The sequence below is a fragment of the Glaciibacter sp. 2TAF33 genome (genome assembly GCF_052114945.1).
Classification (GTDB): domain Bacteria; phylum Actinomycetota; class Actinomycetes; order Actinomycetales; family Microbacteriaceae; genus Cryobacterium.
In genome coordinates, this window is the sequence record NZ_JBFRFS010000012.1 from 32,210 (window position 1) to 59,197 (window position 26,988).

The window sequence follows — 26,988 nt, forward strand, 5'->3', positions numbered from 1 at the left end:
ACCGATGTTCTGGTACGAAAACGACGGCTCGGGGGAGTGGCTCGCCGTAACGGATGCCTCCCGCCTGGTCCTAGTGCGCGTCGAGGGTTCGCCGGATGCCGGCGCCCGGCTCTGGGAGCGACTCGCGGCCGCCGACGTCCAGGGCGTGCTCGACGAACTCACCGCTCGCGGCCTGTCCGGCACCCCGCCGTTCGCGGTCGTGACCTGGGACGGGGACCTGGACAGCGGCACGGCCACCGTGCGGACCATCGTGCGCGGGGACGTCGCGGTCCGCCTGGAGACCACTGCCGGTCCGATCGAGGTTTCGGGCCGCGGCGTCTCCACCTGGCTTGAGCAGTCCCACCCGGGCGTGTCGGGCATAGCCCTCTCCGCCGAGTCAGCACGCGGGGCGGGCGACGGTGCCGGACCGGGAGTCCGCGCGCTGCCGATCGCGGTAGGAGCGGTGCGAACCCGGACGCTGTCGACGAGCACGGCCGTACGGATCCCCCCGCTTGCTGTCGCTCCTCGGGGTGTGCCGGCACCGCAGGCGACGCCGGTGCAGGAGGAGACGATCGTCGCCGCCACGATGGCCGGCCTGGCGGGCACCGATGCCAGCGGCAGCGAACTCACGATCACCGACTTCACGGTTACCGATGCCGTGCCTCCGGACTCCGGCTACGACCACCTGTTCGGCGCGACGATGATGCGCGGTGTCGAGCAGGCCGCTGTGCGACCGGCCGAACCCGACGACGCAGAGCCCGGCACGGCATCCGCTGCCGCCACAGGAAGCGGCCCGGAGGCGGGCGACCATGACGGCCTCACCGTCATGAGTGGTGACATCCAGAAGCTCCGCGACTCCCGGCGGCGCCCCGCCCGGCCCGCCGAGGCGGCCCCCGCACCGACGCAGCTGTCGCTGTTGCTTCCCAACGGAAACCGCGAACTGCTCACCCAGCCGGTGCTGGTGGGCCGTTCACCGAGCGTCAGCAAGGTTTCCGGCGGACAGGTGCCCCGGCTCGTCAGCCTCGGCAGCGCAGACCAGGACATTTCCCGCAACCACGTGCAGTTCCAGGTCGAGGGCGACACCGTGGTGGTCACTGACCTGCACTCCCGCAACGGCACCATCGTGGTGCTTCCAGGCAAGACACCGCAAAAGCTGCGCCAGGGCGAACCGACGGCGGTGATCGCCGGCACCATCGTCGACCTCGGCGGTGGCGTCACGCTCACCGTCTGCGAGGACTGATGCGACGCACCACATCGACACCGCCGGAACTGCCCGGATACGACTTCATCAAGGTGCTCGGCTCCGGGGGCTTCTCCGACGTCTTCCTGTACCAGCAGCGGCTGCCGAGACGGGAGGTGGCGGTCAAGGTCCTGCTGACCGAACAACTCGGGCCGTCGACCCGCGCCCAGTTCGCCGCCGAGGCCAACCTGATGGCACAGCTGTCGACGCACCCGTACATCGTCACGATCTATCACGCCGACGTCGCCGGCGACGACCGCCCGTACTTCGCGATGGAGTACTGCTCCGGGCCGAGCCTGGCCGAACGGTACAAACGCGAGCGGTTCAGCGTCGAAGACGCGCTCCGCACCGGCGTGCGCCTGGCCGGCGCCATCGCCACCGCGCACGGCGCCGGCATCCTGCACCGCGACATCAAGCCGGCCAACGTGCTCACCAACGCGTTCGGCTGGCCGGCGCTGACCGACTTCGGGATCTCGTCCACGCTCGAGGACGAACTCCCCGTGCACACGATCACCGGCGCATCCAGGTCCGGCGCCGACGCCACCGGCACCAGCGAAAGCCAGTCCGTCGGGATGAGTGTGCCCTGGTCGCCGCCCGAGATGTTCGACGACGACCCTCGGCCCGACGTGCGCAGCGACGTCTTCTCGCTGGCCGCCACCATCCACACCCTCCTCGCCGGCCAGACCCCGTACGAGATCCGCGGCCGGTCAAACGGCACCCTCGACCTGATCGGCCGCATCGAACGCGGAGCGATCACGCCGATCGCCCGGGACGACGTGCCGCGTTCCCTGGCGGCGGTGCTGCAGAAGGGAATGGCCACCAGGCGGGCCGACCGGTATGCCAGCGCCCTCGACTTCGCCCGGGCGCTGCAACGCATCGAGCTCGAGCTCGGCTACGCCCCGACCGGGATCGAGGTGCCGACCCTGCACCTCGCGCAGCAGGAGAAGCCCGACGCGCCAGCCGGTGAGGACGAAACCCGCGCGCGCTCGGTGACCACGATCTCGGCACAGGACCCGGCGCGGGCACCCTTCCTCAACGGGACGGCGGATGCCGGGCCGAGGGCAGCCGAGGAGGGTGCCGCCCCGCCGGAGCCTGCTCCCCGCGCCGACGAGACCCGGGTGCGTGGCGCGGTCGTGGTCGATCCCCAGCAGCGCACAGGCAGAACGCTGGCCGACTCCTCTCCCGTGGTCGGTGAAACCATCGTGCGACCCGTTCACACCGGGGGCGCGGCTGCCGCCCACCACGCATCCTCGGACGACGCGCCGTCCGGCAGGGGCCGGGCCCTCACGGTCGGTATCTCGACAGCAGCGGCGGTCCTGGTCGTCGGGGCCATCGTGGCCGCTGTGGCACTGTCCGGTTCCCCCGGAGGCATGCTCGGCCCCACGAAGCAGCCGGCGACGGGCCAGCCCGGTGACGCCACCATCGCCGCGGGGGTGCCGCAGCCGACCCTGCAGAACACCACGACGTCCGTCGACGGGACAGTCGTGGCGTTCACCATCGGCAACCCCGACCCGGAAGACGGCGACCTGTTCCGCTGGGCGCGAACCGAGACACCCAACCAGCCGCATCCGAGCACGTCCGCCGAGATCTCCATCGACGGCGTGACCCCGGGCACACGGGTGTGCATCGATGTATACCTGCAGCGGAAGAACGGCAAGGTCTCCGAACCGCTCACGGCCTGCAACACATGAAGCCGCTGATCTCATGAAACCACTGAAGGTCGAGTTCTGCGGCGAGTGGTACACCCTCGAGGCCGGGACCACGTTCGGTATCGGCCGCGAGTCCGACCTCACCATCGACGACAACCCGTACCTGCACCGCACCTTCCTGCAGCTGTCCGAGGACTACGGCATGTGGTGGCTCGCCAACGTGGGGAACCTGCTGTCGGCAACCGTGTCGGACTCCACCGGGACCGTGCAGGCGTGGCTCGCCCCCGGGGCCAAGCTGCCGATCGTATTCCAGAAGATGCACGTGATGTTCAGTGCCGGCTCCACAACCTACGACCTCACCATCCATGCCGAAGAGGACTACTTCAACACGTCGGTCTCAGCGTCAACGGCGCCCGGGACGACCACGAAACTCCCGGTGGCATTGACCACTAACCAGCGCCTGCTGGTCGTCGCCCTGGCCGAAGGGGTGCTCACCCAGTCGGTGCCCGGTCGCGGAGTCATCCCCACCTCGGCCGAAGCCGCTGCCCGCCTCGGGTGGAGCATGACCACGTTCAACCGAAAGCTCGACAACGTCTGCGACAAGCTCGACAAGGTCGGCGTGCCCGGCCTTCGGGGCGGCAAGGGAAAGCTCGCCGCCAACCGACGGGCGCGGTTGGTGGAATACGCGGTCGCGACCCACCTGGTTGGCGTCGACGACGTGGCGCTGCTCGATGACGCAGCCGCCGCTGCGGCCGAAAAAGTGGTCCAGTAGCCGGCCGGGACCGGCTCTCCGGCCGCGGGTGGGTACCCCTGCCCATGGGCGGTAGGTCCGACCCGTGTTAGCGTTTAGCCGGGCAGCGTCGGGGTGCGGCGTGAGCGATTTATGTTGTGACGTTGATTTGCGGGGGGAAACACACACGTGGTGAGTCTTCGATCGTGGCTGCGCACCCGCAAGACCACGGCATCCGTCGTCGCAATCGCCGTGATGGCCGGCGTTCCACTCACCTTCGCGGTCCTCCACCAGGGATTCCCGGTCACCGACGTCGACCTGACCGCGCGCGATGTCTGGGTCACCAACGGCAAACAACTGCTGGCCGGCCGGCTCAACCGGCAGATCGAAGAACTCAACGGCTCGGTCAACGCTGCCTCGAACCTGTTCACCGTGCTCCAGGACGGCGATGACGTCTTCATGTACGACGAGAGCGTCGGTTCGCTGGAACGGGTGGACCCCGCGTTCACCACACTCGGCCAGCGAGTCGACGTGCCGCCGGGGTCCGAGGTCGCATACGGGGGCGACACCATCGCGGTCATGTCGCCGAGCTCCGGCGACGTGTGGGCGATCAACGCGACGGGTGACCTGAACTTCGACCCGGCCAAGACGGACCCCGTCGCCACGCTCGGCAAGGGCGGGCACATCGCCGTCTCCGACACCGGCGTCGTCTTCGGCACCTCGCCCGCCAAGCACAAGCTCGTGACGATCCCGGACCGCGGTGCCAAACCGGTCCGCACCGACCTCGATATCGGCGGCGTCCACCAGCTCGCCGCGGTCGGCGACACGGCGGTGGTCCTCGACACAGAGGATGACCGAATCCTGGTGGCCGGCGGCCGCACTGTAACGCTCAAGGCCCGCGGCCTGAAACTGCAGCAGTCAGGCGCGGAGAACGACTTCGCCGTGGTCGCCACCGGGAATGGGCTGCTGGAGGTTCCGCTCACCGGCGGCGACGTGAGAAGCGTGGCCGCCGACATCTCGCATCCGCTCGATGACCCGAAAGACGTCTCGTCCCCGGTCTGGCTGAACGGATGCGCGCACGGCGCGTGGGCCGGTGCCCAGAAATACCTCGCCGCCTGCACGGATAAGGCCCCCATTCTGCAGCACATCGAGCAACCGACACAGGGGTCGACGCTCGAGTTCCGGGTGAACCGCAACGTGATCGCGCTGAACAACCTCTCCAACGGCAATGTCTGGCTGGTCGACGCGAACATGCGCCTGGTCGAGAACTGGGACGAGGTGACGCCGCCTGAGGAGGAGGACTCGGAGGAGGGCGACGAGAAAGCGTCGCAGCAGTCCTTCGAGGACACCCTCGCCGAGCGCACCCCGCAGAACCGGGCGCCGTTGGCCCACGACGACACCTACGGCGTGCGCCCCGGGAAGACCACGGTGCTTCCCGTGCTGGAGAACGACACCGACCCGGACGGCGACGTGCTGACGGTCGTCAACCTCAACGGCTTCTCAGACTCCCAGGGGCATCTCGACTTCATCGACGGCGGGCGCGCCCTCCAGTTCACCCCGTCGACGACGATGGCGGGCACGGCCACCTTCCGCTACACGGTGGCAGACGGCCGGGGCGCCGTCGCCGAGGCGAGCGTGAACCTGTCCCTGCGCCCACCGGAGGTGAACCTGGCCCCGGTCTCGAACCGGGCCGGAGCGATCACGGTCGAGCAGGGCCAGCTGGTCAGCTACAACGTCCTCTCGGACTGGATCGACCCGGACGGCGACGACATCTACCTGGTGAGCGCGTCGCCGACCACCGGGGACGGTGTGCGGTTCGGCCCGGAAGGCTTCGTCACATTCGAAAGCAAGACCGCAGAGCTCGGGGTGAAGGAGGTGCAGTTCGTCGTCTCTGACGGCACCCTCACGGCGACCGGGGTGCTGACCGTCGACGTCAAGGCCCCCGGTACGTTGAACCCGGTGGGCACCCCGGACTTCGCCTCCACGTTCGTCGGTGAGACGGTCCTCGTCGAACCACTGGCCAACGACGTCTCCCCGTCCGGTGCGCCGCTCGGCCTGATCGGGGTGAACGAGGTTCCCAAGACGGTGTCCGCGGTTCCCAACCTCGACCGTGGAACCGTCGCGTTCTCCGCCCCGGAGTCCGGAAGCTACGTCTTCACCTACAGCCTCGGCGCCGGAGCGACATCGAGCGTCGGGCTGATCCGCGTCGACGTCAAAGAGAAGCCGACGGAACAACTGCCGCCGATCGCAGTGAAGGACACCGCCTACCTCCGGGCCGGTGAACCACTCTCCGTGCCGGTGCTGAACAATGACGTCTCGCCCAGCGGCCGGGTGCTCGCGGTGCAATCCGTCGACACGGCCGGCGCTGAAGACCTGGTGTCGGTGGAGATCCTCACCAACACCGTGTTGCGCATCACCGCCTCCTCCGCACTGACCCAGCAGGTGCAGCTCAGCTACACGATCAGCGACGGCCAGGCCAGCTCGACCGCGGGCATCACCGTGGTTCCCGTTCCGCCGCTGGTCAAACACCAGCCCCCGGTGGCAGTGGACGATTCGGTCAACGTGCGCAGCGGCGACATCGTCAGCGTGCCCGTGCTCGACAACGATTACCACCCCGACTCGGCCACCATGACGCTCATGCCCGACCTCGTCGACGTGACGAACGTCGGCGGCCTCGCCTTCGTGAGCGGTAAAGAGGTGCGCTACCAGGCGCCGAAGGAGCCCGGCTCGTACAGCGTCGCGTACAAGGTCACCGATCCGTTCCTGGAGACGGCGACGGCGGTGGTGCGCTTCACCGTGGTGGCGCAGGACGCGGCCGGCAACCGCCCGCCGACACCGCTCCCGCTCACCATGCGCACCTTCGCCGACTCCACGATCACGGTGGACGTGCCGCTGGACGGCATCGACCCGGACGGGGACTCGGTGTACCTCGCCGAGGTGACCACGCCGCCGGGTATGGGGCGAATCGTCGACCAGGGCAGCGACCACTTCGTGTACGAGGCCTACCCCGGAACCGCCGGCACCGACACCTTCGAGTACCAGGTCGAGGACACGTTCGGTGCGACCGCCACCGGCACCGTTCGGATCGGTGTGATCCCGCGCCCCAAGGAACTGCTGCCACCGAATGCGGTCGACGACGCCATCGAGATCAAGCCCGGGCGAACCGGGTCGATCCCCGTGGTGCTGAACGACTCCGACCCCAACGGCTACAAGCTCACCCTGACAAAGAAGCTGCCGGAAGTCGACAAGGGCATCGCGGCGAAAGTCAACGGCAGCCGGATCATCATCGATGCGCCGGACGGGGAGGGGTCATACACGCTGCGCTACGAGATCACCAACGGTCACGGCGGTGCGGACACAGCATTCGTGCAGGTGAAGGTCACAGCGGATGCCAAGGCGCAATACCCCACCGCAGAGGACCACGTCATCGAGCCGAACGACGTCTTGAAGAAGGACACCATCAGCGTCAAGGTCCGCGAGGGCGCCGAGAACCCCAGTGGCCTGATTAATGAACTGGCGATCAGCCTCGAAGGGCCAAACGCCAAGTCGGGCGAGGTGCGCCCGAACGGGACTGTCACCGTCACCCCGACCACTGTGCGCCAGGCGATCGCGTACCGGCTCAGCAACGAGGTCGACGAGCTCAGCGCCACAGCGTTCATCATCGTGCCGGCCAAGCCAGACAAGGACGAGGAGAAGAAGCCACAGGAGGAGCAGAAGTTCCCGCCGCCGTTCCTCAAACCGCTGCCTGAGCAGATCGTGCGCATGAACGGTTCGAAGTCCTGGAGCCTCGCCGACATCGTCGAGGTGCCGTCCGGCCGCCCCGCCATCATCGTGTCCGCGACCGCCACCAACAGCAACGGCTCGGCCGCGATGATGGGTCCGCAGGGCCTCAACTTCGCGGCGGGCAAGGATTACCGAGGGCCGGCATCCGTCACCTTCGTCGTCACCGATGGAGCCAGCGCCTCGGACCCCAAGGGCAACCAGGCGACGCTGACCATTCCTGTCACCGTCGGCGACGCGAACTTCGAAGACGTGCCGCCCACATTCACACCGCCGAACGTGACACTGGAGGCGGGGGAGAAGGCGCTCGTGGTGAACCTGCGCAGTTCCAGTGGGCACCCGAACCCCGCCATCGTCCAGCAGCTCAGCTACGGCTCCCTCACCGGCGCGACAACCGACGTGAAAGCAGCACTCGGTGGCGCTGAGCTCACCATTTCGTCGCCGCTCGGCGTGCAGCCTGGCACCAAGGTCACGCTCGGCTTCACCGTCACCTACAAGGAATTCACCATTCCCGGCTCGGTCAACGTGACGGTCGTGTCGTCGACACGGGCGAAGCCCCAGGCCGTCGACGACTGCGGTCCGAATTGCAACGGCATCGAGACCAACCCGAGCAAATCGGTGGTGATCCCGGTGCTTGACAACGACTTCAACCCGTTCGCCCAGGACGGCGTGCCGCTCACCGTGATTGCGGCGTCGATCGAGCAGGACGTCAAGGGCGGCACCGCGTCAGTGAGTTTCACATCGAGCAACGTGACGATCCGCACCGGCGCCGGTGCCACCGGAACGCTGACCGCGGTGTATCGGATCCAGGACGGCACCAAGGACAAGTCCCGTGAAACCCAGGGGCGGATCACGCTGGTGATCCGGGCGGCCCCCGACGCACCGAACAAGCCCACCGCGGTCGAAGGAGACGGCAGCGCAACCGTCACGTTCTCGGCCCCGGCCTCAAACAACTCGCCGATCACCGGTTACACGATCACGTGGACCGGCGGAGGCGGCGGGTCACTCCCCGTCGGCAACGCCGGAACCCATTCCATCACGGGGCTCGGCAACGGCACCAACTACGCGTTCACGGTGACGGCGACCAATGCCATCGGCACCTCCACATCGTCCCCGGCCAGCAACACCGTCACGCCGTACGGAGTTCCCGGCAAACCCGCCGACGCGAACCTGTCGGCTTCGCAGAACGGCAACGGCGACCTCAGCCTCAGCTGGGCGGCCCCGGGGAGCAACGGCGGTCGCGGGGTGACCGGCTACAAATACCAGTGGACTGAAGGATCGGGCGGGTCGGGTTCGACCACCGGCGCGAAAACGGCGTCCGGCAGCGGCAACAACGGAACGCAGTATCGCTACCAGGTGCAGGCCTGCAACCCCCGCGGCTGTGGCGCCTGGACCACCTCGAACGCTGCGACACCGACCAAGCCGCCGCCCCCGGTGCCGAAGAAGAACATCAGGCTGTTCAAGGGCACCGGCGGCGACATCGCCGGCACGTACCACTACAACGTCGACCTGGACGACTGGCCGAGCGGCAGCTACGGGCTGCGCCTGTACTGCAACAACGGGTATCTCCTCACCGAGGGCAATATCGCGGTCGGCGGCAACGGGACGGGCAGCTACCGGGGCACCAACGGTTACTGCGGCTACAACAACGTCTGGGTCGAAGTGGGCGGCAAGAAGAGCGACGTGCAGGACTGGCGATAGACGTGACGATGAATCGGGAACAGGGAATCAAATGGCAGTGACACAAGAGCAGGCGGACTGGTTCGCCGACGCCTTCAACAAACTCGTCGGAAACGTCGACCAGGCGATCCTGGGGAAGGAGCACGTCATCCGGCTCGTGGTGACGGCTCTCCTCTCCGACGGCCACGTGCTGCTCGAGGACTTTCCCGGCACCGGCAAGACGGTGCTGGCCAAGGCGCTGGCGAACACCCTCGACGGCACCAACTCGCGCATCCAGTTCACCCCTGACCTGCTGCCGTCCGACGTCACCGGCGTCACCATCTACGACCAGGGCAAGGGCCTGTTCGAGTTCCACAAGGGACCGATCTTCGCGTCGATCGTGCTCGCAGACGAGATCAACCGGGCCAGCCCCAAGACGCAGTCCGCCCTGCTCGAGGTGATGGAAGAAGGCAGGGTCACGGTCGACGGCGTCAGCCACGAGGTGGGCAGCCCGTTCATGGTCATCGCCACCCAGAACCCGGTCGAACAGGCCGGAACCTACACGCTGCCCGAAGCCCAGCTCGACCGGTTCCTGATCAAGACGTCGCTGGGCTACCCCGACCACGACACCGCGGTCACGCTGCTGCTGGACTCCTCGAACCGCAACCGGGCGGGACGGGTCACACCCATCATCGCCTCAAGCTCGGTGACGACGATGGCCGCCCTGGCCTCCGACGTGTTCGTCGACGCCGCCGTGCTCGGCTACCTCAACGAAATCGTCACGGCCACCCGCACCGACCCGTCATCCACTCTGGGTGTGAGCATGCGTGGGGCGCTGGCCCTCGCCCGCATCTCGAAGACCTGGGCGCTCTCGCAGGGCCGCACCTTCGTGACGCCGGACGACGTGCGCGACCTGGCCGTCCCCGTGCTCGCCCACCGCATCATCGTCGACCCTGAGGCCGATTTTGCCGGCGTCACCGCCGAAGACATCGTCAGCCGCATCGTCGTCGAAGTCGCCCCGCCCGCGTACCGCGCGGCCTGAGCAGAGCAGTAACGGCAGCAGGAGCCAGTCGGATGAGCCGGGCAACACCACGGGCGTCTCCACGCCGAATCTCACAGGCGGAGTACGCCGTGAGGTCGGTCTGGCGCGCCATCCGTGACGGACTGCGGGTCGCGTTTGCCCTGCTCGCGAGGCTGGTACGCCGGGCGTGGCAGCTGGCCAAGCCGGTGACGGATGTCGTCGGCCCGGCCGGCTGGCTGGTCCTCTGCGCATCCGTTGTCGCGTTCCTGGTCAGCGCAGTCTTCGGCTGGACCGAGTTCACCTTCCTCGCCACCACCCTCCTCGCCGCCCTGCTGGTTGCCGTCGGCTTCGTCTTCGGCCGCGCCACGTACGGCGTCGACATCGCGCTGAACCCGCACCGGGTGGTCGCCGGGGAGCGGGCACTGGGGCAGATGAGCGTCGTCAACACCGGCGACAAGAGCCTGCTGCCGGTGCGGATGGAGCTGCCCGTCGGCTCAGGGACCGCCGAATTCGTCGTTCCGGGGCTCTCACCGAAACAGCAGCACGACGAACTCTTCGCCGTGCCCACCCAGCGCCGAGCGGTCATCATCGCCGGTCCGGCGATCTCCGTGCGCGGCGACCAGCTGGGCCTGATGCGGCGCACGGTGCGCTGGACCGACCCGGTGGAATTGTTCGTGCACCCGGTGACCACCCGGCTCGCGTCGTCGGCCGCCGGGCTGGTGCGCGACCTCGAGGGTGAGATCACCAAGAAGATCACCAACAGCGACATCTCCTTCCACGCACTCCGGGCATATGCGCCGGGCGACCCCCTCCGCAACGTGCACTGGCGCAGTACCGCCCGCACCGGCCAGCTGATGGTGCGCCAGTTCGAGGAGACCCGCCGCTCCCAGCTCACCATCGTCCACACCACCCGGACTCCCGCCTACGCCTCCGACGACGAGTTCGAACTCGGAATCTCCGTGACGGCGTCACTCGCCCTCCAGGTGATCAGGGACGGGACCCGCATCAGCGTGGTCACCGAAGAGCGGATGCTGAAGACCGCCACCCCGGTTTCCCTTCTCGACGACGCCAGCCGGATCGAGCCCGCGCCCACGAGGTACGCGTCGATGCGCGACTTCGCCCGCGACGCCACCCGCCGGCTGCCGGCTGCGAGCGTCCTGATGGTCGTCGGCGGCTCACAGCTCGACCTCGCCGAGTTCCGCGGCGTCCAGACCCTGGTCGGGCAGGACACCAAGGTCCTCGCGTTCCGGATCCTGCGCGGCGAACAGTCGAGGCTGTCGAAGGTCGGGGACCTCACCCTGGTCACCATCGGCGACCTGGCCGACCTCCCTCGACTCCTCCGCCGGGTGAACGCATGAAGGCCGTGCTGAACACCATCCCACGCCGCGCGTGGGCCGACGTCCTGGTGCTGGGCGTGCTGTCGCTCCTCGGTGTCCTCGGGCTGGAGACGTCGTTCGGCGACTACAACTTCCTGGTGGCCGGGCTGGGCGGCCTCCTGGTCGGCACCGTGGTGGCCATCGCCTGCTCGGGGGCCCGGCTCGGCGTGCTGGTCAGCATCCTGGCCGCGGTGATCGCATACTTCCTGCTCGGGACGCCGTTCACGATGCCGCACGACGGGGTGTTCGTGGTACTGCCGAGCCTGACGAGCCTCGCCGGCCTCGCGCTCGGGGCGGTGTTCGGCTGGTCCGACATCGTCACTCTGGGCACCCCGGTCGAGGCCCCGTACTACATGCCGGTGCTGCCGTACTTCGCCGCCTGGCTGGTCGCGGTGGTGGGCACGATGCTTGCCGTCCGGTGGCTGCCCGCGCGCACCCGCACCGTGTGGCGCTCCAGCGTGCTGCTGGTCGGGCCCGTCCTGCTGTACCTCGCCGGGATCCTGATGGGAACCGACGAGGCGTACTACGCGGGCGTCCGCGGCGTGGCCTTCGCCGTGATCGCCCTGGTGTGGCTGGGCTGGCGGCACGCGAGCGCCGGTGCCGCAGCCGGGGCTGGTGCCGGAGCCGGTGCCGGTACTGGTGCCGGTACGGCCGCTCGGGTTTCCGCGAGGATGCTGCGGCGCAAGGTCACCGGCACCGCGATGGTCGTCGCCGGCGCCGTGCTGGTCGGCTCGCTGGTGGGTGCTGCGCTGGCGCCGGTGCAGGACGAGAACCGCTTCGTCCTGCGGAACGAGATCCAGCCACCGTTCGACCCGCTGCAGTTCCCCAGCCCGCTGGCCGGGTTCCGCAGCTACACCAAGATCCTCACCGATACACCGTTGTTCACCGTGAAGGGGCTCGCAACCGGCGAAGTGCTGCGCCTGGCCAGCATGGATTCATACGACGGGAAGTTGTGGAATGTGGCCGGCCCCGGCAGTCCCACTGCCGGCGCGGGCAGTTTTCGACTGGTGGGCCGGACCATTCCGGAACCACCCCTGATGACCAGCGCGCAATCCTCGACCGTCACCATTTCGGTCACCGGCTATTCGGACGTCTGGCTCCCGGGCGTGGGGTATCCGACGACGATCGACTTCACCGATCCGGCATCCGCTGCCTCGGCCGAGAACCTGCGCTACAACGCCGGAACCGGAACGGCCGTGCTCACCGACGGGGTTCGGAAGGGCTACCAGTACCGGGTCAAGGCGGAGCTGCAGCAGGCCTACAAGGATGAGGATCTCGAGACGGTTCCGGTCGCACGGGTGACCCTTCCCCCGGTCGAGAACATCCCGGACGTGGTCGTGGCCAAGGCCGTCGAGTTCATCGGCGACGCCCAGACCCCGATCGACCAACTGCGCGCCATCGAGAAGGGGCTGAAGACGCAGGGCTTCCTCAGCCATGGACTGGCGTCCGACGGCATCCCGTCGCGCGCCGGTCACGGCGCCGACCGCATCGACGAACTGTTCACCCGCAGCCAGATGGTCGGGGACCAGGAGCAATATGCCGCGGCCATGGCTTTGATGGCCCGCAACCTCGGCCTTCCCGCCCGGGTGGTGATGGGGTTCGCGCCCGACGTGCCGGAGGGTGCCGCATCGGTTGAGATCACCGGGAACGACGTGACCGCGTGGGTGGAGGTCGCCTTCGACAAAATCGGCTGGGTGCCGTTCAACCCCACGCCAGACCAGACGGACGTTCCCCAGGACCAGACACCGAAGCCGAAGAGCGTGCCGCAGCCGCAGGTTCGGCAGCCGCCGCGCACCGACAACCAGTCAGACGACCTGCTGACGGCCGTCGAGATCGACGACACCAAGAAGGACGACAAGAGCAAGGACTTCATGCTGCCGGGATGGGCCTGGGCGCTGATCGGCATCGGCGGTATCCCGCTGGTCGTCTTCTTCGGCCCGTTGCTCGTGATCGCCCTGCTCAAGGCCCGCCGACGCCGCCGACGCAGGAACGGCGGCAGCGGGGACGAGCGCGCAGCGGGGGCATGGGACGAACTTGCCGACGGATACGCGGAGCTCGGTTTCGAGGTACCGCGGGCGTCGACGAGGCGCCAGGTGGCGGCGCGGCTCGAAACCCAACTGGCCGAGCAGCGTCTCGGCGAGGCATCGGGGGTGCGCACGGACACCGGCCCGGTGCGGGTGGTGGCGGCGGAGCAGGCGCCGAGCGGCGGGACGGGCGGTGCCAGTGGAATCCGATTGCTCCCCATCGCGGATGCGGTCGATCGCGCGGTCTGGGGCGGCGCCGAGATCGACGATGCCGCGGTGGAGCACAGCTGGAGGGCCGCTGACGAATCGATCGCCGTCGCACAGAAGGCAGCCGGGAGGGTGCGCCGGCTGATCAGCCGGTTCCGGATCAGGTCGAAGCGCGACTGGACGAGGGTCGCGCCGCCGAAGGCGGGTTCGCGCTAGGCGGGTGCTGAAGAAGTCGTCCCCCGGTTTTCGCCAACTGAGAGCTGGTTCTCCCGGTTTTGGCCTCTGCCGTTGGAGTTGCCGGAGGGGACGGCTCTCACACCGCAGCACGGCCAGGAAGTAGAGTGGCACTCGTGGGTAATTCGGGGGAGAAGGCGGGCTTCATCGTTCCGCCACCGGGACTGATCCCGGCGCGCGGTGCCGAAGAGGCGGCGCCTCCGGCGCCCATCACCCCCGTCTCGTTCCCCGGCTTCGTGCCGGTGCCGATCGGCGTGACAGTGCCGTCCGCTCCCCAGCCGGCCGACGCCGGCCAGGAAGCGCACGCCGCAGCGGCTCCGGCCGCGCTCGAGCGGCCCCGGAATGTGCTCCCGCAGGAGGACACCCTGATCCCGAAGATCTGGAGACTCACATTCGCTGACGGGCAAAGCCTCGAAGCGACGAGTTCGATGGTGATCGGTCGTGACCCGGCCGTGGTGCCGGTGCGTCCACAGGCGCAACGCATACCGGTGGCCGACCCGGCGAAGTCGGTTTCCAAGACCCACGCCATCATCGACCTCGAAGCGACCGAACTCTCCGTCACCGACCTGCACTCCACCAATGGCGTGATCGTCACGCGCCCGGACGGCCGGCAGGACGACCTCCCGCCGGGCGGGCGGACCGTCCTCTTCGTGGGATCCCGTGTGCTGCTCGGCGAGTTCGCGATCGACATCACACGCGAGTGAACGGCATCACAGTGCCGTTCGCAGCGCCTGCTGCACGGATCGCACCCGGCGCCCGCCCCGCACCCGTGGCGCGAGACGGCGCCCCCGATCCGAAGTGTTAGCCTGAATACGTGCAGTTCAGTAGGCTTCTTCTTCTGTGCCGCGACGAGGCCCAGTTCTGAAGGCCTCCCTCGTCGCGGAGTTTGTCGTCGGCTGAACGAAAATTCTTGAGGAAGACCCACGAACATGACGAACGCACCAACTGTGGACGCACGTCCGCGCACACTGGCCGAGAAGGTCTGGGACAAACACCTGGTTGCCAAGGGTGAGGACGGCACGCCCGACCTGATCTACATCGACCTGCACCTCGTGCACGAGGTCACCAGCCCGCAGGCCTTCGACGGTCTCCGCCTCGCCGGCCGCCCGGTGCGACGCCCTGACCTCACCATCGCAACCGAGGACCACAACACCCCGACGATCGGCATCGACCGCCCCATCGCCGACCTCACCAGCCGCACCCAGATTGAGACCCTGCGGCGCAACTGCGAGGAGTTCGGCATCCGCCTGCACTCGCTCGGCGACATCGAGCAGGGCATCGTGCACGTGGTCGGTCCGCAGCTGGGCCTCACCCAGCCCGGGATCACGGTCGTCTGCGGCGACTCGCACACCTCGACCCACGGCGCGTTCGGTGCCATGGCGTTCGGCATCGGCACCAGCGAGGTCGAGCATGTCATGGCCACCCAGACGCTGCCGCTGAAGCCGTTCAAGACCATGGCCATCACCGTCAACGGCGAACTCCGGCCCGGCGTCACCGCCAAAGACATCATCCTCGCGGTGATCGCCAAGATCGGAACCGGCGGCGGACAGGGCTACGTCCTCGAATACCGGGGCAGCGCCATCCGCTCGCTCTCGATGGAGGGCCGGATGACGATCTGCAACATGTCGATCGAGGCCGGTGCCCGCGCCGGAATGGTCGCCCCGGACGAAACCACCTACGCGTACCTCAAGGGCCGCGCCCACGCGCCGTCCGGCCAGGACTGGGACGACGCTGTCGCCTACTGGGAGACGCTCGCCACCGACGACGGCGCCACCTTCGACGCCGAGGTGATCCTCGACGCCAACGAACTGGAGCCGTTCGTGACCTGGGGCACCAACCCCGGCCAGGGCGTTTCACTCAGCCAGTCCGTGCCGAACCCGGCCGACATCGTGGACGCCAACGAGCGGTCCGCCGCCGAACGCGCGTTGGAGTACATGGACCTGGCCGTCGGCACCCCGATGAAGGACATCCGCGTCGACACGGTGTTCCTCGGCTCCTGCACCAACAGCCGGGTCGAAGACCTCAGGGCTGCCGCCGAGATCATCAAGGGCAGGACCAAGGCTGAAAACATCCGGATGCTGGTCGTCCCGGGTTCCGCCCGGGTGCGACTCGAGGCGGAAGCCGAAGGCCTGGACAAGGTCTTCACCGACTTCGGCGCCGAATGGCGGTTCGCCGGATGCTCGATGTGCCTGGGCATGAACCCGGACCAGCTGGCACCGGGGGAGCGCTGCGCCTCCACCAGTAACCGCAACTTCGAAGGCCGACAGGGCAAGGGCGGACGCACCCACCTGGTGTCGCCACTGGTCGCCGCCGCGACCGCGATCCGCGGCACGCTGTCAAGCCCCTGGGACCTGATCCGCGATGGCGTGCTGGAGACCAGCAGCGTTCCGACCCTGGATGGAGTGAAGTAACGTGCAGAAGTTCAGCCAAGTCACCGGGGTCGGCGTCCCATTCCGCCGGTCCAACGTCGACACCGACCAGATCATCCCGGCCGTCTACCTCAAGCGGGTGACCAAGACCGGCTTCGAAGACGCGCTGTTCGCCGCCTGGCGTCAGGACCCTGATTTCGTGCTCAACCGTCCCGAATACCAGGGCGCCAGGGTCCTCGTGGCCGGGGCCGATTTCGGAACCGGTTCGTCGCGTGAACACGCCGTCTGGGCGTTGCGGGACTTCGGGTTCGACGTGGTGCTGAGCCCCCGCTTCGGCGACATCTTCCGCGGTAACTCCGGCAAGCAGGGATTGCTGGCCGGGCAGATCACCGAGGACGATGCCGAAGCCCTGTGGACAGCCATCGAGGCGGCCCCGGGAATAGAAATGACCGTCGATCTGGTCGCACGCGCGGCACGAGTCGGCAACCTCACAGTCTCATTCGAGATCGATGATTACACTAGATGGCGGCTACTCGAAGGCCTTGACGACATCGGCCTGACCCTGCGTGATGAGGCGCGGATAGCAGAATTCGAATCCAAGCGGGAGTCCTGGCGACCCCGTACCCTCCCCGCAGAAGTAGGTAATGAGTGAGCACACCCGACGAAGACGCACACAACCGCGAAGAAGCCCAGAACCATGGCGCAGCCGTTGGACTCCGAGGCGACAAGATCACCATCCGCGGCGGTATTCCTCTCGTTGGGCGTATTGAACTCAAGGGCGCCAAGAATCTCGTCACCAAGGCCATGGTTGCGGCCCTCCTCGGCGAGAGCCCCAGCGTGCTCAAGGACGTTCCGAACATCAGCGATGTGCGGATCGTGCGCGGCCTCCTCGAGGTGCATGGGGTCAAGGTCACCGATGGTGATGAGCCCGGCGACCTGATCCTCGACCCGGTCGACGTGGAAAGCGCCCACTTCGCCGACATCGACGCCCACGCCGGGTCTTCGCGCATCCCGATCCTGTTCTGCGGCCCGCTGCTGCACCGCCTCGGCGAGGCGTTCATCCCCGACCTCGGCGGATGCCGCATCGGCGACCGCCCGATCGACTACCACCTCGAGGTGCTGCGCACCTTCGGCGCCGTCGTCGAGAAACTCCCCAACGGCATCCGGATGTCGGCCCCCAACGGCCTGCACGGCGCCAAGGTGGAGTTGCCGTACCCGAGCGTCGGCGCGACCGAGCAGGTACTGCTGACCGCCGTGCGGGCCGACGGGATCACCGAACTCAAGGGCGCCGCGATCGAGCCCGAGATCATGGACCTCATCAACATCCTGCAGAAGATGGGCGCCATCATCACGGTCGACACCGACCGCGTGATCCGGATCGAAGGCGTCGAACGGCTCGAGGGCTACCAGCACCGTGCCCTGTTCGACCGGAACGAGGCGGCCAGTTGGGCCGCGGCCGCCCTGGCCACCGACGGTGACATCTTCGTCGGCGGGGCCCGCCAGGCCGAGATGATCACCTTCCTCAACGTGTTCCGCAAGGTCGGGGGCGCCTTCGACATCCACGATGACGGCATCCGCTTCTATCACCCCGGTGGCGACCTGAAACCGGTCATCATCGAAACGGATGTCCACCCCGGCTTCATGACGGACTGGCAGCAGCCGCTCGTGATCGCCCTCACGCGTGCCCACGGCGTGTCGATCGTGCATGAGACCGTCTACGAGCAGCGCTTCGGATTCGTCGACGCACTGATCGAGATGGGCGCGACGATCCAGATCCACAAGGAATGCCTCGGCGGCCACCCGTGCCGGTTCGGTCAGCGCAATTTCAACCACTCGGCCGTCATCACCGGTCCGACGAAGCTGCACGGCGCCGACATCGAAGTGCCGGACCTCCGCGGCGGCTTCAGCCACCTGATCGCCGCACTGACCGCAGAGGGCACGTCGACGGTCAGCAACGTCGGAATCATCTCCCGCGGATACGAGAACTTCATCACCAAGCTTCAGCTTCTGGGGGCTGACTTCGATCTCGAAGGATAATAGGTCTGTGCCCACAAGCCCACCGCCCCAGCCAGACCGCATCCGTCGCGAGACATCCCGTCCGTCGATCTTCTGGGTGCTCGCCGGCATCCTGCTGCCCCTGATGAACCTGGCAGCCCGCTACGAGATCGTCGACGCCGAGAAGTTCCCGCGGAGCGGCGCCTTCGTGTTCGCGCCGAACCACTACAGCGAGATCGACCCGGTGGTGATGGGCGTGGTGTCGTGGAAACTCGGGAGACTGCCCCGGTTCATGGCCAAGGCCTCGCTGTTCGAGCTGCCGGTGGCCGGGTGGGTGCTGCGCAAATCAGGCCAGATCCCGGTTACCCGCGGCGGGTCCGCCCGCGGAAACGGTCCGGTGCAGGCCGCAGAGCGGCTGGTCGACAAGGGTCAGATGGTGGTCGTCTACCCAGAGGGGTCGCTCACCCGCGACCCCGACCTGTGGCCGATGCGCGGCAAGACCGGCGCGGTGCGGGTGGCGCTCGAGCAGGACATCCCGGTGATCCCGGCGGCGCATTGGGGCACCCAGGCGCTGATGGCCCGGTACTCGAAAAAGGTCAGCCTCTTCCCGCGCAAGTCGATCAGGGTGAAGATCGGCGACCCGGTCGACCTGTCCGAGTTCCGCGGCCGCAGCCTCGACTCTGCGACCCTCAACGAGGCGACAGCTGTCGTCATGGATGCCATCACGCGCCTCCTCGAAGACCTGCGCGACGAGAAGGCTCCGGCCGTGCGCTGGAACCCGGCGGACCACGACCAGAAAGAGACCGGCCGTTTTGAAGCCTAAAGTCCAGCCCGGCACCCGCGTCGCAGTTCTCGGTGCCGGAAGCTGGGGCACGACGTTCGCGAAAATCCTCACCGACGGCGGCGCCGACGTCATGCTCTGGGCCCGGCGGCCCGAGTTGGCCAGGGAGATCTCCGAAGCCCGTCGGAACAGCGACTACCTGCCCGGCGTGAACCTGCCGATCGGACTCCGCGCGACGGCGCGCCTCGACCTCGCCCTGGCGGGGGCCGAGCAGGTGTTCGTCTCGGTGCCGAGCCAGTCCCTGCGGGAGAACCTCATCTCCGCTGCGCCCTACCTGGGAGCGGACGCGATCGTCGTGTCCCTCATGAAAGGGGTCGAGCGCACGACGGGCCTCCGCATGAGCGAGGTCATCGGGCAGGTGCTCCCGATCGCAGCCGAGCAGGTCGCGGCGATCTCCGGCCCCAACCTCGCCCTGGAGATCGCCAAGGAGCAGCCCACCGCAGCCGTTGTGTCCTCGGCCAGCCTCGAGACGGCCCAGGCCGTTGCCAAGCTTGCGACGAACCGCTACTTCCGCTCCTACGTGAACACCGATGTGATCGGCACCGAGTTCGGCGGTGTGCTGAAGAACCTCATCGCCGTGGCGATCGGCATCGTCGACGGCGTCGGCTACGGGGAGAACACCAAGGCGTCGATCATCACCCGTGGCCTGGTCGAGATGACGGACTTCGCCGTCGCGTATGGCGCCCAGGCCGAAACGCTGGCCGGGCTGGCCGGGCTCGGGGACCTCATCGCCACCTGCCAGTCCCCGCTGTCGCGCAACAACACCGCGGGCCGCCTGCTCGGGCAGGGCTACGGTTACAACGACGTCGTGAAGCAGATGCAGCAGACCACCGAAGGACTGGCATCCGTCGGCCCGATCCTGGAGCTCGCCCGCGCCAAGGGCGTCGAGATGCCCATTGTCGAGCAGGTGCGGCAGGTCCTGGCCGGTACGCTTGCTCCCCGGGACATCGCGCCCCACCTGACCACCGACTCTGCCGAACCGCAGGGTGAAAGGACGATTGATGACGGACAAGCTCACGGTGGCGCTGCTCTTTGGGGGGCGTTCAAGCGAACATTCGATCAGCTGCGCAACAGCGGGCGGGGTGCTGGCGGCGCTTGACCGCGATCGCTACGATGTCATCCCGATCGGCATCACCCGTGACGGGGTCTTCGTGCTCGAAGACGACAACCCGGCGAAGTTCACCCTGAACCCCGACGCGCTGCCCGAGGTCACCGACAACGGCAGCCGCGTGCGCTGGCCGGATGGCACCGGTTCCCGCGAGTTCACCGTCGTCGACGGCACCGGCAAGCCGCGCTCGCTCGGGACCGTCGACATCGTCTTCCCGATCCTGCACGGGCCGTACGGCGAGGACGGCACGATCCAGGGCCTGCTCGAATTGCTGGGGTTGCCTTATGTGGGCAACGGTGTGCTCGCGTCGGCCCTCGGAATGGACAAGCACTTCACCAAGACCGTGTTCCAGCAGGCGGCGCTGCCGGTGGCGCCCTGGCGCACCATCACCGCCGACGACTGGGCCGACGCTCCCGGCATGGCGTACGCGGCGATCGAAGACCTTGGCCTGCCCGCCTTCATCAAGCCGGCCCGTGCCGGGTCGAGTGTCGGCGTGAGCAAGGTGTCCGAGCCTGAACAGCTGGCCGACGCGATGCGCGTGGCATTGGCCGAGGACAGCAAGGTCCTGATCGAGGCGGGACTGGCCGGACGCGAAGTCGAGGTCGGAGTGCTGCAGGGTCGGCCCGGTCAGCCCACCCGGGCATCCGTCGCCGGTGAAGTGGTGGTCTCCGGGCGAGACTTCTACGATTTCGCGGCGAAGTACCTCGATGCCCCCGGCATCGAGCTGGTCTGCCCCGCGCCGCTGTCGGTCGAGGAGCTGGCGTCGATGCAGCAGCTGGCGATCCGCGCGTTCGAGTCCATCGGTGGGGCCGGGCTGGCCCGGGTTGACTTCTTCCTCACCGCCGACGGCTGGGTGATCAACGAGATCAACACGCTGCCCGGCTTCACGCCGATCTCCATGTTCCCGAGCTGCTGGCTGGCGAGCGGGTACACCTACCCGGGACTTATCGACGAACTGATCGACGTGGCGCTGGCGCACGCGGCGCACGGCTCGTAGCGGGGCGTTCCCGCTGGCGTCCCTGCCCAGGGGTTTTCCCTCTCGCGCTGGGCTTTCCGCCTCGCGCTGAGGTTTCTGCCTCGCGCTGAGGTTTCCGCCTCGCGCTGAGGGCCTGCCAAGCGCGCGTGCAGGAATCCTCAGCGCGACCGGGTGCACGCGTGCAGGAGACGCGTCGCGACCGGGTCAGCGACGCCGGTTACGGCGCTGTCGAGGGGGACGGCGTCGGTGCGAGCGTGGTGGGCGCAGAACCGGCGTCGCCCGGCAGCTGGAGGTCAGCGATCCCGGTGCACGCAGTCCCGGTGACCGGCACCAGGGCGACGGCGCTGGTGAGGTCGGCCAGGACGGTCGACCCGCTCACCGTGCCGGAGTCGACGACGACCTCCACCGCGGGTGTGCGCCCGTACGTGGTGAACCGGTACTTCGGCGCTTCGGAATCGTCATTGATCCAGTCGATGCCGTTGATGTTGACGCAGGGAAGAGTGGTCGGACCCGGCGCGTCGACACCGCAATGCAGGAGAACGGATGCGGGTGTGCCCCACGCACCGGTTCCCTGGGCGTTGGTCTCGCGTTCCTTCTGGTCCGCGACGGCGGGGGGCAGGTGAACGACCACGTCCGCGCAGATCGGGCTGACGGCATCCGTTGCGGGTTGGAGCGGGACAGCAGCGGTGCAGCCGACAAGTGCCACCCCGGCCAGGCCGAGGGTGAGGCCGGCGAGAACGGATCTGGCAGGGCGCGACAGCCGGGTGCCGGCGAGGCGGGTGGGTCGGGGAGTCATCCCTTTCAGGCTACCGTTTGAAGCATGACGCAGCAGACACTCGCCGACCTCACCGAAGGCGAAGTCCTCGCCCGCATCTTCCCGCGGCTCCCGGTCGCTGCCGCCCAACTTCTCGGTCCGGGCGACGACGCCGCGGTGATCAGCGCACCGGACGGCCGCTTCGTCGTCACCACCGACATGATGGTGCAGGGACCCGACTTCCGGCTGGCCTGGTCGACGCCGCACGACCTCGGCTGGAAGGCCGCAGCGACGAACCTGTCGGACGTGGCTGCGATGGGCGCCACGCCCACCGCGCTGGTCGTCGGGATCGCCGCGCCTCCCGGCACCCCCGTCAGCGTGCTCGAAGGGATCGCCGACGGCCTGCGAGACTGCTGCGAAGCCCTGGCGCCTGGCTGCGGGGTCGTCGGGGGAGACCTCTCGGCCTCCGACGCCCTGACCCTGGCCGTGACCGCGTTCGGCGACCTCGACGGGCGCGCCCCGGTCCTCCGTTCCGGTGCCCGGCCGGGCGACGTGGTGGCCCTGGCCGGTCGCCTCGGGGACGCCGGCCTGGGGCTGGCGCTGCTGTTCCGGCACGCCGTCGATGACCAGGGGAACCCGGATGCCGAGCGCGCCGCGGCGCTGAAGCTCGCGCATCCCGGTCCCCTGGCGGCACAGCTGACGCCAGAGCCGCCGGTGGGCCTCGGCGTTGCGGCGGCGCGGGCGGGGGCATCCGCGATGCTCGACGTCTCGGACGGTCTGGCCATCGACGCCGGCCGGGTGGCCAGGGCGAGCGGGGTCGGCATCGACTTCGACTCGGTGGCGCTCGGTGCGGATCCGGATGCCGCGTTGCACGGCGGCGAGGACCACGGCCTGTTCGCGACGTTCCCGCCCACCGCGCCGCTCCCGTCCGGTTTCCGCCGACTCGGCACGGTCACAGCGGATGCCGGCGCGGTGCTGGTCGACGGCGTGCCGCACGACCAGCGTGGCTGGGACCCCTACCTGGGCTGGGACGGCTCCGTCGCCTGAAGCCGCGCCTCCTCCCGCGCCTCGCCCCGCATGGCCCCGCCCCGGTTCCGCGAGAACGCACTTGTTGGGTCTAAGACGCCCGCATAAACCCAACGAGTGCGTTCTCGGCGAGAAGGGGAGGGGGGCGGGGGAGAGGGGGCGGGGGAGAGGGGGCGGGGGAGAGGGGGCGTCAGGTCCCGTAAGGGGGAAGGGGGGCGGCGACGGCGTACCAGACGGTGGTGTCGCCGTAGTCCTTCCGCCGGGCGAGCTCGATGGCGCCGCCCCAGGCGGGCTCGGGTGAGCGGGAACTGCGCTCGACCACGACGACTGCGTCCTCAGCGAGAAGGGCGCCCAGCGCGGCCAGGTTGTGTGCGAGTTCGACTTCGCTGAGCTCGTATGGCGGGTCAAGGAAGACCAGGTCGAATCGGCTGCCCGACCCCCCGAGAAACGCCTGGACCGGCTGTCCGGTGACGCGGATGTCCACAGAGTCGCGCTGCGGCGCAGCCTTGAGTATCGCCTCCGCGTTCTTGCGGCAGATCTGGGTCGTCCCGAAGCTCTTCTCGACCAAGGTCACGGAGCGGGCACCGCGACTGGCCGCCTCGAGGCCGAGCGCGCCGGATCCGGCGTACAGGTCGAGCACCCGGGCGTTGTGGATGGCGTCCTTCGCCTCGAGCGCCGAGAAGATCGCCTCGCGCACGCGGTCGCTCGTCGGCCGGGTGCCGTACTTGGGTACGGACAGGGCAAGAGAGCCGGCGAACCCGGCGATGATTCGCGTCATTTCAGATCGAGCCTATCGCCGCCGACGCCCGCGGGTGCGAAGATGAAAGGGTGACCGACGCCTCATCGATCAGCCAAGCCACCCTCGATTCGCTCTGGGATTTCAGCGACCCGGCCGCGTCGGCCGAACGGTTCCGCGGCGCCGCCGACACTGAGTCCCGCCCATCGGTGCGCGTCGAACTGGCCACCCAGCGTGCCCGCGCCCTCGGCCTGCTCGGACGGTTCGACGAAGCCGAAGCAGTGCTCGACACTGCCCTGGCCATGGTGGGTGGTCCGCAAGGTGACACAACGGATGCCGCGTCAAGCGAGCCCGCGTCAAGCGAGTCCGCGTCCGGCGAGCCCGCGTCCGTCACGCCCGCGTCCGGCCCGGCGGAACCCGCCCAGGCCGGGTCCGGCCGGCACGAACAGGCATCCGCTCACCCGGACGCAACGAGGGAGCGCCTCCTCGCCCGGATCGCCCTGGAGCGTGGACGACTACGGGTGAACGCGGAACGACCCGCTGAGGGCGTGCCACTGTTCACGCTTGCCGCCCGCCACGCTGCCGCGGCCGGCTCGCAGTTCCTCGCCCTCGACGCCCTCCACATGCTCGCCCTGGCCGACGAAGGCCAGGAAGAGGAATGGGCAGCAGACGGCCTAGACCTGCTGGACACCGTGACGGATGACCGCACCCGGCGGTGGGGTGTCGCGCTGCACAACAACCTGGCCTGGCACCTGCACGACAGCGGCCGCCCCGACCAGGCGATCACCCATTTCGAGCGGGCACTCGCCGCCGCCGACGCCGTCGGCACCGCCGACCAGCGATTCATCGGGCGCTGGGCCCTCGGTCGGTGCCTGCGCACCCTCGGGCGGACCGACGAGGCGCGGGCGATCCAGCAGGTGTTGGCGGAGGAACGCCCGGACGACGAATTCGTCCGGGCCGAACTGGCCGCTCTCTCCACCCCGGTCGAACCCGACTGACAGTGGCTCCGCATACGATCGACGTATGACTTCCACGCCCGCGCCCGTAGCCGGCAGCTTCGGGCTTGACACCAAGCTCGTCGACGCGGTGGGCGGGGCATCCGCGCGGGCGCTCCAGAAGGCATTCGCGATGGTCACCGTCGGCGACCTCCTGGGCCACTACCCCCGCCGGTACGCCCGGCGCGGGGAACTCACCGCCCTCAGCGACCTGCCGATCGATGAGAACGTGACCATCGTGGCCGAGGTGCTGGAAGTGCAGGAACGGTCGATGAAGACCCGCAACGGATCGATTCTCGAGGCCAAGATCTCCGATGGCAAGGGCATCCTTGCCCTCACCTTCTTCAACCAGGGCTGGCGCACCAAGGAGTTGAGGCCCGGCGTTCGCGGCGTCTTCGCCGGCAAGGTGACCGACTACCGCCATAAACTGCAACTCGCCCACCCCGACTATGAGCTGTTCGGTGCGGCGACGGACGCGATCCTGGCCGACCCGATCACCGCCGACAAGTGGGCGAAGACCCCGATCGCCATCTACCCCGCCACCAGCACCATCCCGAGCTGGAAGATCCACAACGCCGTCGAGCTGGCGCTGGACGGCTTGGCGCCGGTGCCCGACCCGGTGCCGGCCGCTGTGCGCGCGGAGCTGCACCTCGAGCCGCACGGCAGGGCGCTGGAATGGATTCATCGTCCAACGGTGGACGCCGAATGGCGCAAGGCGCGGGACACCCTCCGCTTCACGGAGGCGTTCGTGCTGCAGGCGGCACTCCTGCAGCAGCGCGCGGAGGCGAGGAAGAAACCCGCGACGCCGCGAATACCGGTGGAGGGCGGGTTCCTCGAGCGCTTTGACGCGAGCCTCCCATTCGACCTCACCGGAGACCAGAAATTCGTCGGGCGCGAGATCGCCGACGACCTGTCGCAGACCTGGCCGATGAACCGGCTGGTGCAGGGTGAGGTCGGCTCCGGCAAGACCCTGGTGGCGCTGCGGGCGATGCTCACTGTCGCCGACTCCGGCGGCCAGGCCGCGCTGCTGGCCCCGACCGAGGTGCTCGCCGCCCAGCACCTCCGCTCCATCGCCCGGGTGCTCGGCCCCGACCTGTCCGCGAGCCTGATGCCGACGCTCCTCACCGGCGGGCTGCCGGTCGCCGAACGGCGCAAGGCCATGCTGCGCGCCGTGTCCGGGCAGGCACGCATCGTCATCGGCACCCACGCCCTCCTCGGAGAGAAGGTCGAGTTCTTCGACCTGGGCCTGGTCGTCATCGACGAACAGCACCGGTTCGGCGTTGACCAGCGCGAGGCGTTGCGGTTGAAGGGCGCCGTCCCCCCGCACGTCCTGGTGCTGACCGCCACCCCGATCCCGCGTACCGTCGCAATGACGGTGTTCGGTGACCTCGACGTGAGCACCATCACCGAGCTCCCCGTGGGCCGGGCCGGCATCGAGAGCTTCGTGGTCCCGCCCGGCGAGCGACCGGCCTGGGCCACCCGGGTCTGGGATCGGCTGGCCGAGGAACTGGCGCTCGGCCGCCAGGCGTTCGTGGTGTGCCCGGCGATCACCCTGAAACAGCCGGAAGAGGGCGAGATCCTCGACGCGTCGGAGGCGACCGGAGGGCCGAACGCGAGCGGCGCGCCCGCCCGCCCGCCGTCATCCGTTAAATGGGTCCTGGCGGAACTTCGCGCAAACCCCGTACTGGCCTCAGCCCGGATCGAAGAACTCCACGGCCAGATGTCGAGCGACGCCAAGGACAGCGTCATGCGGGCGTTCGCCGCCGGCGACATCGATGTGCTGGTGGCGACGACCGTGATCGAGGTGGGCGTCGACGTGCCGAACGCGTCGGTGATGGTCGTGATGGACGCCGACCGGTTCGGGGTCTCACAGCTGCACCAGCTGCGCGGGCGGGTCGGCCGCGGGGACGTGCCGGGGCTCTGCCTGCTGGTCACCTGGGCTGAGTCCGGCTCCCTCGCACGCGAGCGGGTCGATGCTGTCGCCGCGACTCTCGACGGCTTCGACCTGGCGCAGGTGGACCTCGAACTCCGGCGGGAGGGCGACGTGCTCGGGAGCAACCAATCCGGCGGGCGGTCCTCACTCCGGCTGCTCCGCGTCGCCACGGACGGCGACCTCATCACCGCGGCCCGCCAGCACGCCGGGCGCCTCATCGACGAAGACCCCGGCCTGGCCGGCATTCCCGCGCTGCAGGGCGCCGTGCAGCGCCGGCTCGATGACTCCGAGCGTGCGTCGCTCACCAAGAGCTGATCGCGGAGGACAGCGTCCGTCTTGGAGTGTGCTGAACCGCG

General features: G+C 68.6%; 19 protein-coding genes. 17 read left to right on the forward strand and 2 right to left on the reverse strand.

What is annotated here, in order from left to right; genetic code table 11:
* The first annotated feature begins 4 nt into the window (after window positions 1-4).
* The 14 genes from AB4Y94_RS13650 to AB4Y94_RS13715 all read left to right on the forward strand — a co-directional run bounded on the left by AB4Y94_RS13650 (window position 5) and on the right by AB4Y94_RS13715 (window position 21,209).
* Complete coding sequence (locus AB4Y94_RS13650; protein ID WP_441728382.1) at window positions 5-1,219, forward strand: FHA domain-containing protein; 1,215 nt, start codon at window positions 5-7, stop codon at window positions 1,217-1,219.
* Window positions 1,219-2,910, forward strand: a complete 1,692-nt coding sequence (locus AB4Y94_RS13655) for a serine/threonine-protein kinase (RefSeq protein WP_441728383.1) — start codon at window positions 1,219-1,221, stop codon at window positions 2,908-2,910. Before AB4Y94_RS13650 ends, AB4Y94_RS13655 begins: the two co-directional genes overlap by 1 nt.
* 13 nt (window positions 2,911-2,923) lie before the next feature.
* The gene (locus AB4Y94_RS13660) at window positions 2,924-3,640 is read left to right on the forward strand and encodes a hypothetical protein (RefSeq protein ID WP_441728384.1); all 717 of its coding nucleotides are present in this window, start codon (window positions 2,924-2,926) and stop codon (window positions 3,638-3,640) included.
* A 150-nt stretch (window positions 3,641-3,790) separates the two neighbouring features.
* Window positions 3,791-9,079 (forward strand): Ig-like domain-containing protein, encoded by a 5,289-nt coding sequence (locus AB4Y94_RS13665; RefSeq protein WP_441728385.1) that lies wholly within the window; start codon window positions 3,791-3,793, stop codon window positions 9,077-9,079.
* A 31-nt stretch (window positions 9,080-9,110) separates the two neighbouring features.
* Complete coding sequence (locus AB4Y94_RS13670) at window positions 9,111-10,079, forward strand: AAA family ATPase (RefSeq protein WP_441728386.1); 969 nt, start codon at window positions 9,111-9,113, stop codon at window positions 10,077-10,079.
* A gap of 89 nt (window positions 10,080-10,168) precedes the next feature.
* Window positions 10,169-11,416, forward strand: coding sequence for a DUF58 domain-containing protein (locus AB4Y94_RS13675; RefSeq protein WP_441728388.1), 1,248 nt, complete (start codon window positions 10,169-10,171; stop codon window positions 11,414-11,416).
* On the forward strand, window positions 11,413-13,881 hold the full coding sequence (locus AB4Y94_RS13680) for a transglutaminase family protein (protein WP_441728390.1): 2,469 nt from the start codon (window positions 11,413-11,415) through the stop codon (window positions 13,879-13,881). Before AB4Y94_RS13675 ends, AB4Y94_RS13680 begins: the two co-directional genes overlap by 4 nt.
* Window positions 13,882-14,015: 134 nt before the next feature.
* Window positions 14,016-14,603, forward strand: a complete 588-nt coding sequence (locus AB4Y94_RS13685; protein WP_441728391.1) for an FHA domain-containing protein — start codon at window positions 14,016-14,018, stop codon at window positions 14,601-14,603.
* A gap of 225 nt (window positions 14,604-14,828) precedes the next feature.
* Window positions 14,829-16,310, forward strand: coding sequence for a 3-isopropylmalate dehydratase large subunit (leuC, locus tag AB4Y94_RS13690; protein WP_441728392.1), 1,482 nt, complete (start codon window positions 14,829-14,831; stop codon window positions 16,308-16,310).
* Window position 16,311: 1 nt separating this feature from the next.
* The gene (gene leuD / locus AB4Y94_RS13695) at window positions 16,312-16,920 is read left to right on the forward strand and encodes a 3-isopropylmalate dehydratase small subunit (RefSeq protein ID WP_441728393.1); all 609 of its coding nucleotides are present in this window, start codon (window positions 16,312-16,314) and stop codon (window positions 16,918-16,920) included.
* Window positions 16,917-18,305: a UDP-N-acetylglucosamine 1-carboxyvinyltransferase gene (gene murA, locus AB4Y94_RS13700; RefSeq protein WP_441728394.1), complete on the forward strand. Its 1,389-nt coding sequence runs from the start codon at window positions 16,917-16,919 to the stop codon at window positions 18,303-18,305. Before leuD ends, murA begins: the two co-directional genes overlap by 4 nt.
* 7 nt (window positions 18,306-18,312) lie before the next feature.
* Window positions 18,313-19,086, forward strand: a complete 774-nt coding sequence (locus tag AB4Y94_RS13705) for a lysophospholipid acyltransferase family protein (RefSeq protein ID WP_441728395.1) — start codon at window positions 18,313-18,315, stop codon at window positions 19,084-19,086.
* Window positions 19,076-20,203: an NAD(P)H-dependent glycerol-3-phosphate dehydrogenase gene (locus tag AB4Y94_RS13710; protein WP_441728396.1), complete on the forward strand. Its 1,128-nt coding sequence runs from the start codon at window positions 19,076-19,078 to the stop codon at window positions 20,201-20,203. The genes AB4Y94_RS13705 and AB4Y94_RS13710 overlap by 11 nt, the downstream gene beginning before the upstream one ends.
* Complete coding sequence (locus tag AB4Y94_RS13715; RefSeq protein ID WP_441728397.1) at window positions 20,106-21,209, forward strand: D-alanine--D-alanine ligase family protein; 1,104 nt, start codon at window positions 20,106-20,108, stop codon at window positions 21,207-21,209. Before AB4Y94_RS13710 ends, AB4Y94_RS13715 begins: the two co-directional genes overlap by 98 nt.
* A gap of 196 nt (window positions 21,210-21,405) precedes the next feature.
* Here the strand turns inward: AB4Y94_RS13715 and AB4Y94_RS13720 are convergent, their stop codons facing one another.
* The gene (locus tag AB4Y94_RS13720) at window positions 21,406-21,984 is read right to left on the reverse strand and encodes a DUF3515 family protein (protein WP_441728398.1); all 579 of its coding nucleotides are present in this window, start codon (window positions 21,982-21,984) and stop codon (window positions 21,406-21,408) included.
* 24 nt (window positions 21,985-22,008) lie between these two features.
* Here AB4Y94_RS13720 and thiL point away from each other — a divergent pair, with 24 nt between their 5' ends.
* Complete coding sequence (gene thiL / locus AB4Y94_RS13725; protein ID WP_441728399.1) at window positions 22,009-22,989, forward strand: thiamine-phosphate kinase; 981 nt, start codon at window positions 22,009-22,011, stop codon at window positions 22,987-22,989.
* Between the two features lie 169 nt (window positions 22,990-23,158).
* Here thiL and rsmD read toward each other — a convergent pair whose 3' ends face one another.
* Complete coding sequence (rsmD, locus tag AB4Y94_RS13730) at window positions 23,159-23,746, reverse strand: 16S rRNA (guanine(966)-N(2))-methyltransferase RsmD (protein WP_441728401.1); 588 nt, start codon at window positions 23,744-23,746, stop codon at window positions 23,159-23,161.
* A gap of 50 nt (window positions 23,747-23,796) precedes the next feature.
* On the opposite strand from rsmD, the gene AB4Y94_RS13735 reads away from it, so the two are divergent.
* Together AB4Y94_RS13735 and AB4Y94_RS13740 are read left to right on the forward strand one after the other, a co-directional pair.
* The gene (locus AB4Y94_RS13735; protein WP_441728402.1) at window positions 23,797-24,702 is read left to right on the forward strand and encodes a tetratricopeptide repeat protein; all 906 of its coding nucleotides are present in this window, start codon (window positions 23,797-23,799) and stop codon (window positions 24,700-24,702) included.
* A 25-nt stretch (window positions 24,703-24,727) separates the two neighbouring features.
* Window positions 24,728-26,947 (forward strand): ATP-dependent DNA helicase RecG, encoded by a 2,220-nt coding sequence (locus AB4Y94_RS13740; protein WP_441728404.1) that lies wholly within the window; start codon window positions 24,728-24,730, stop codon window positions 26,945-26,947.
* The last annotated feature ends 41 nt before the right edge of the window (window positions 26,948-26,988 follow it).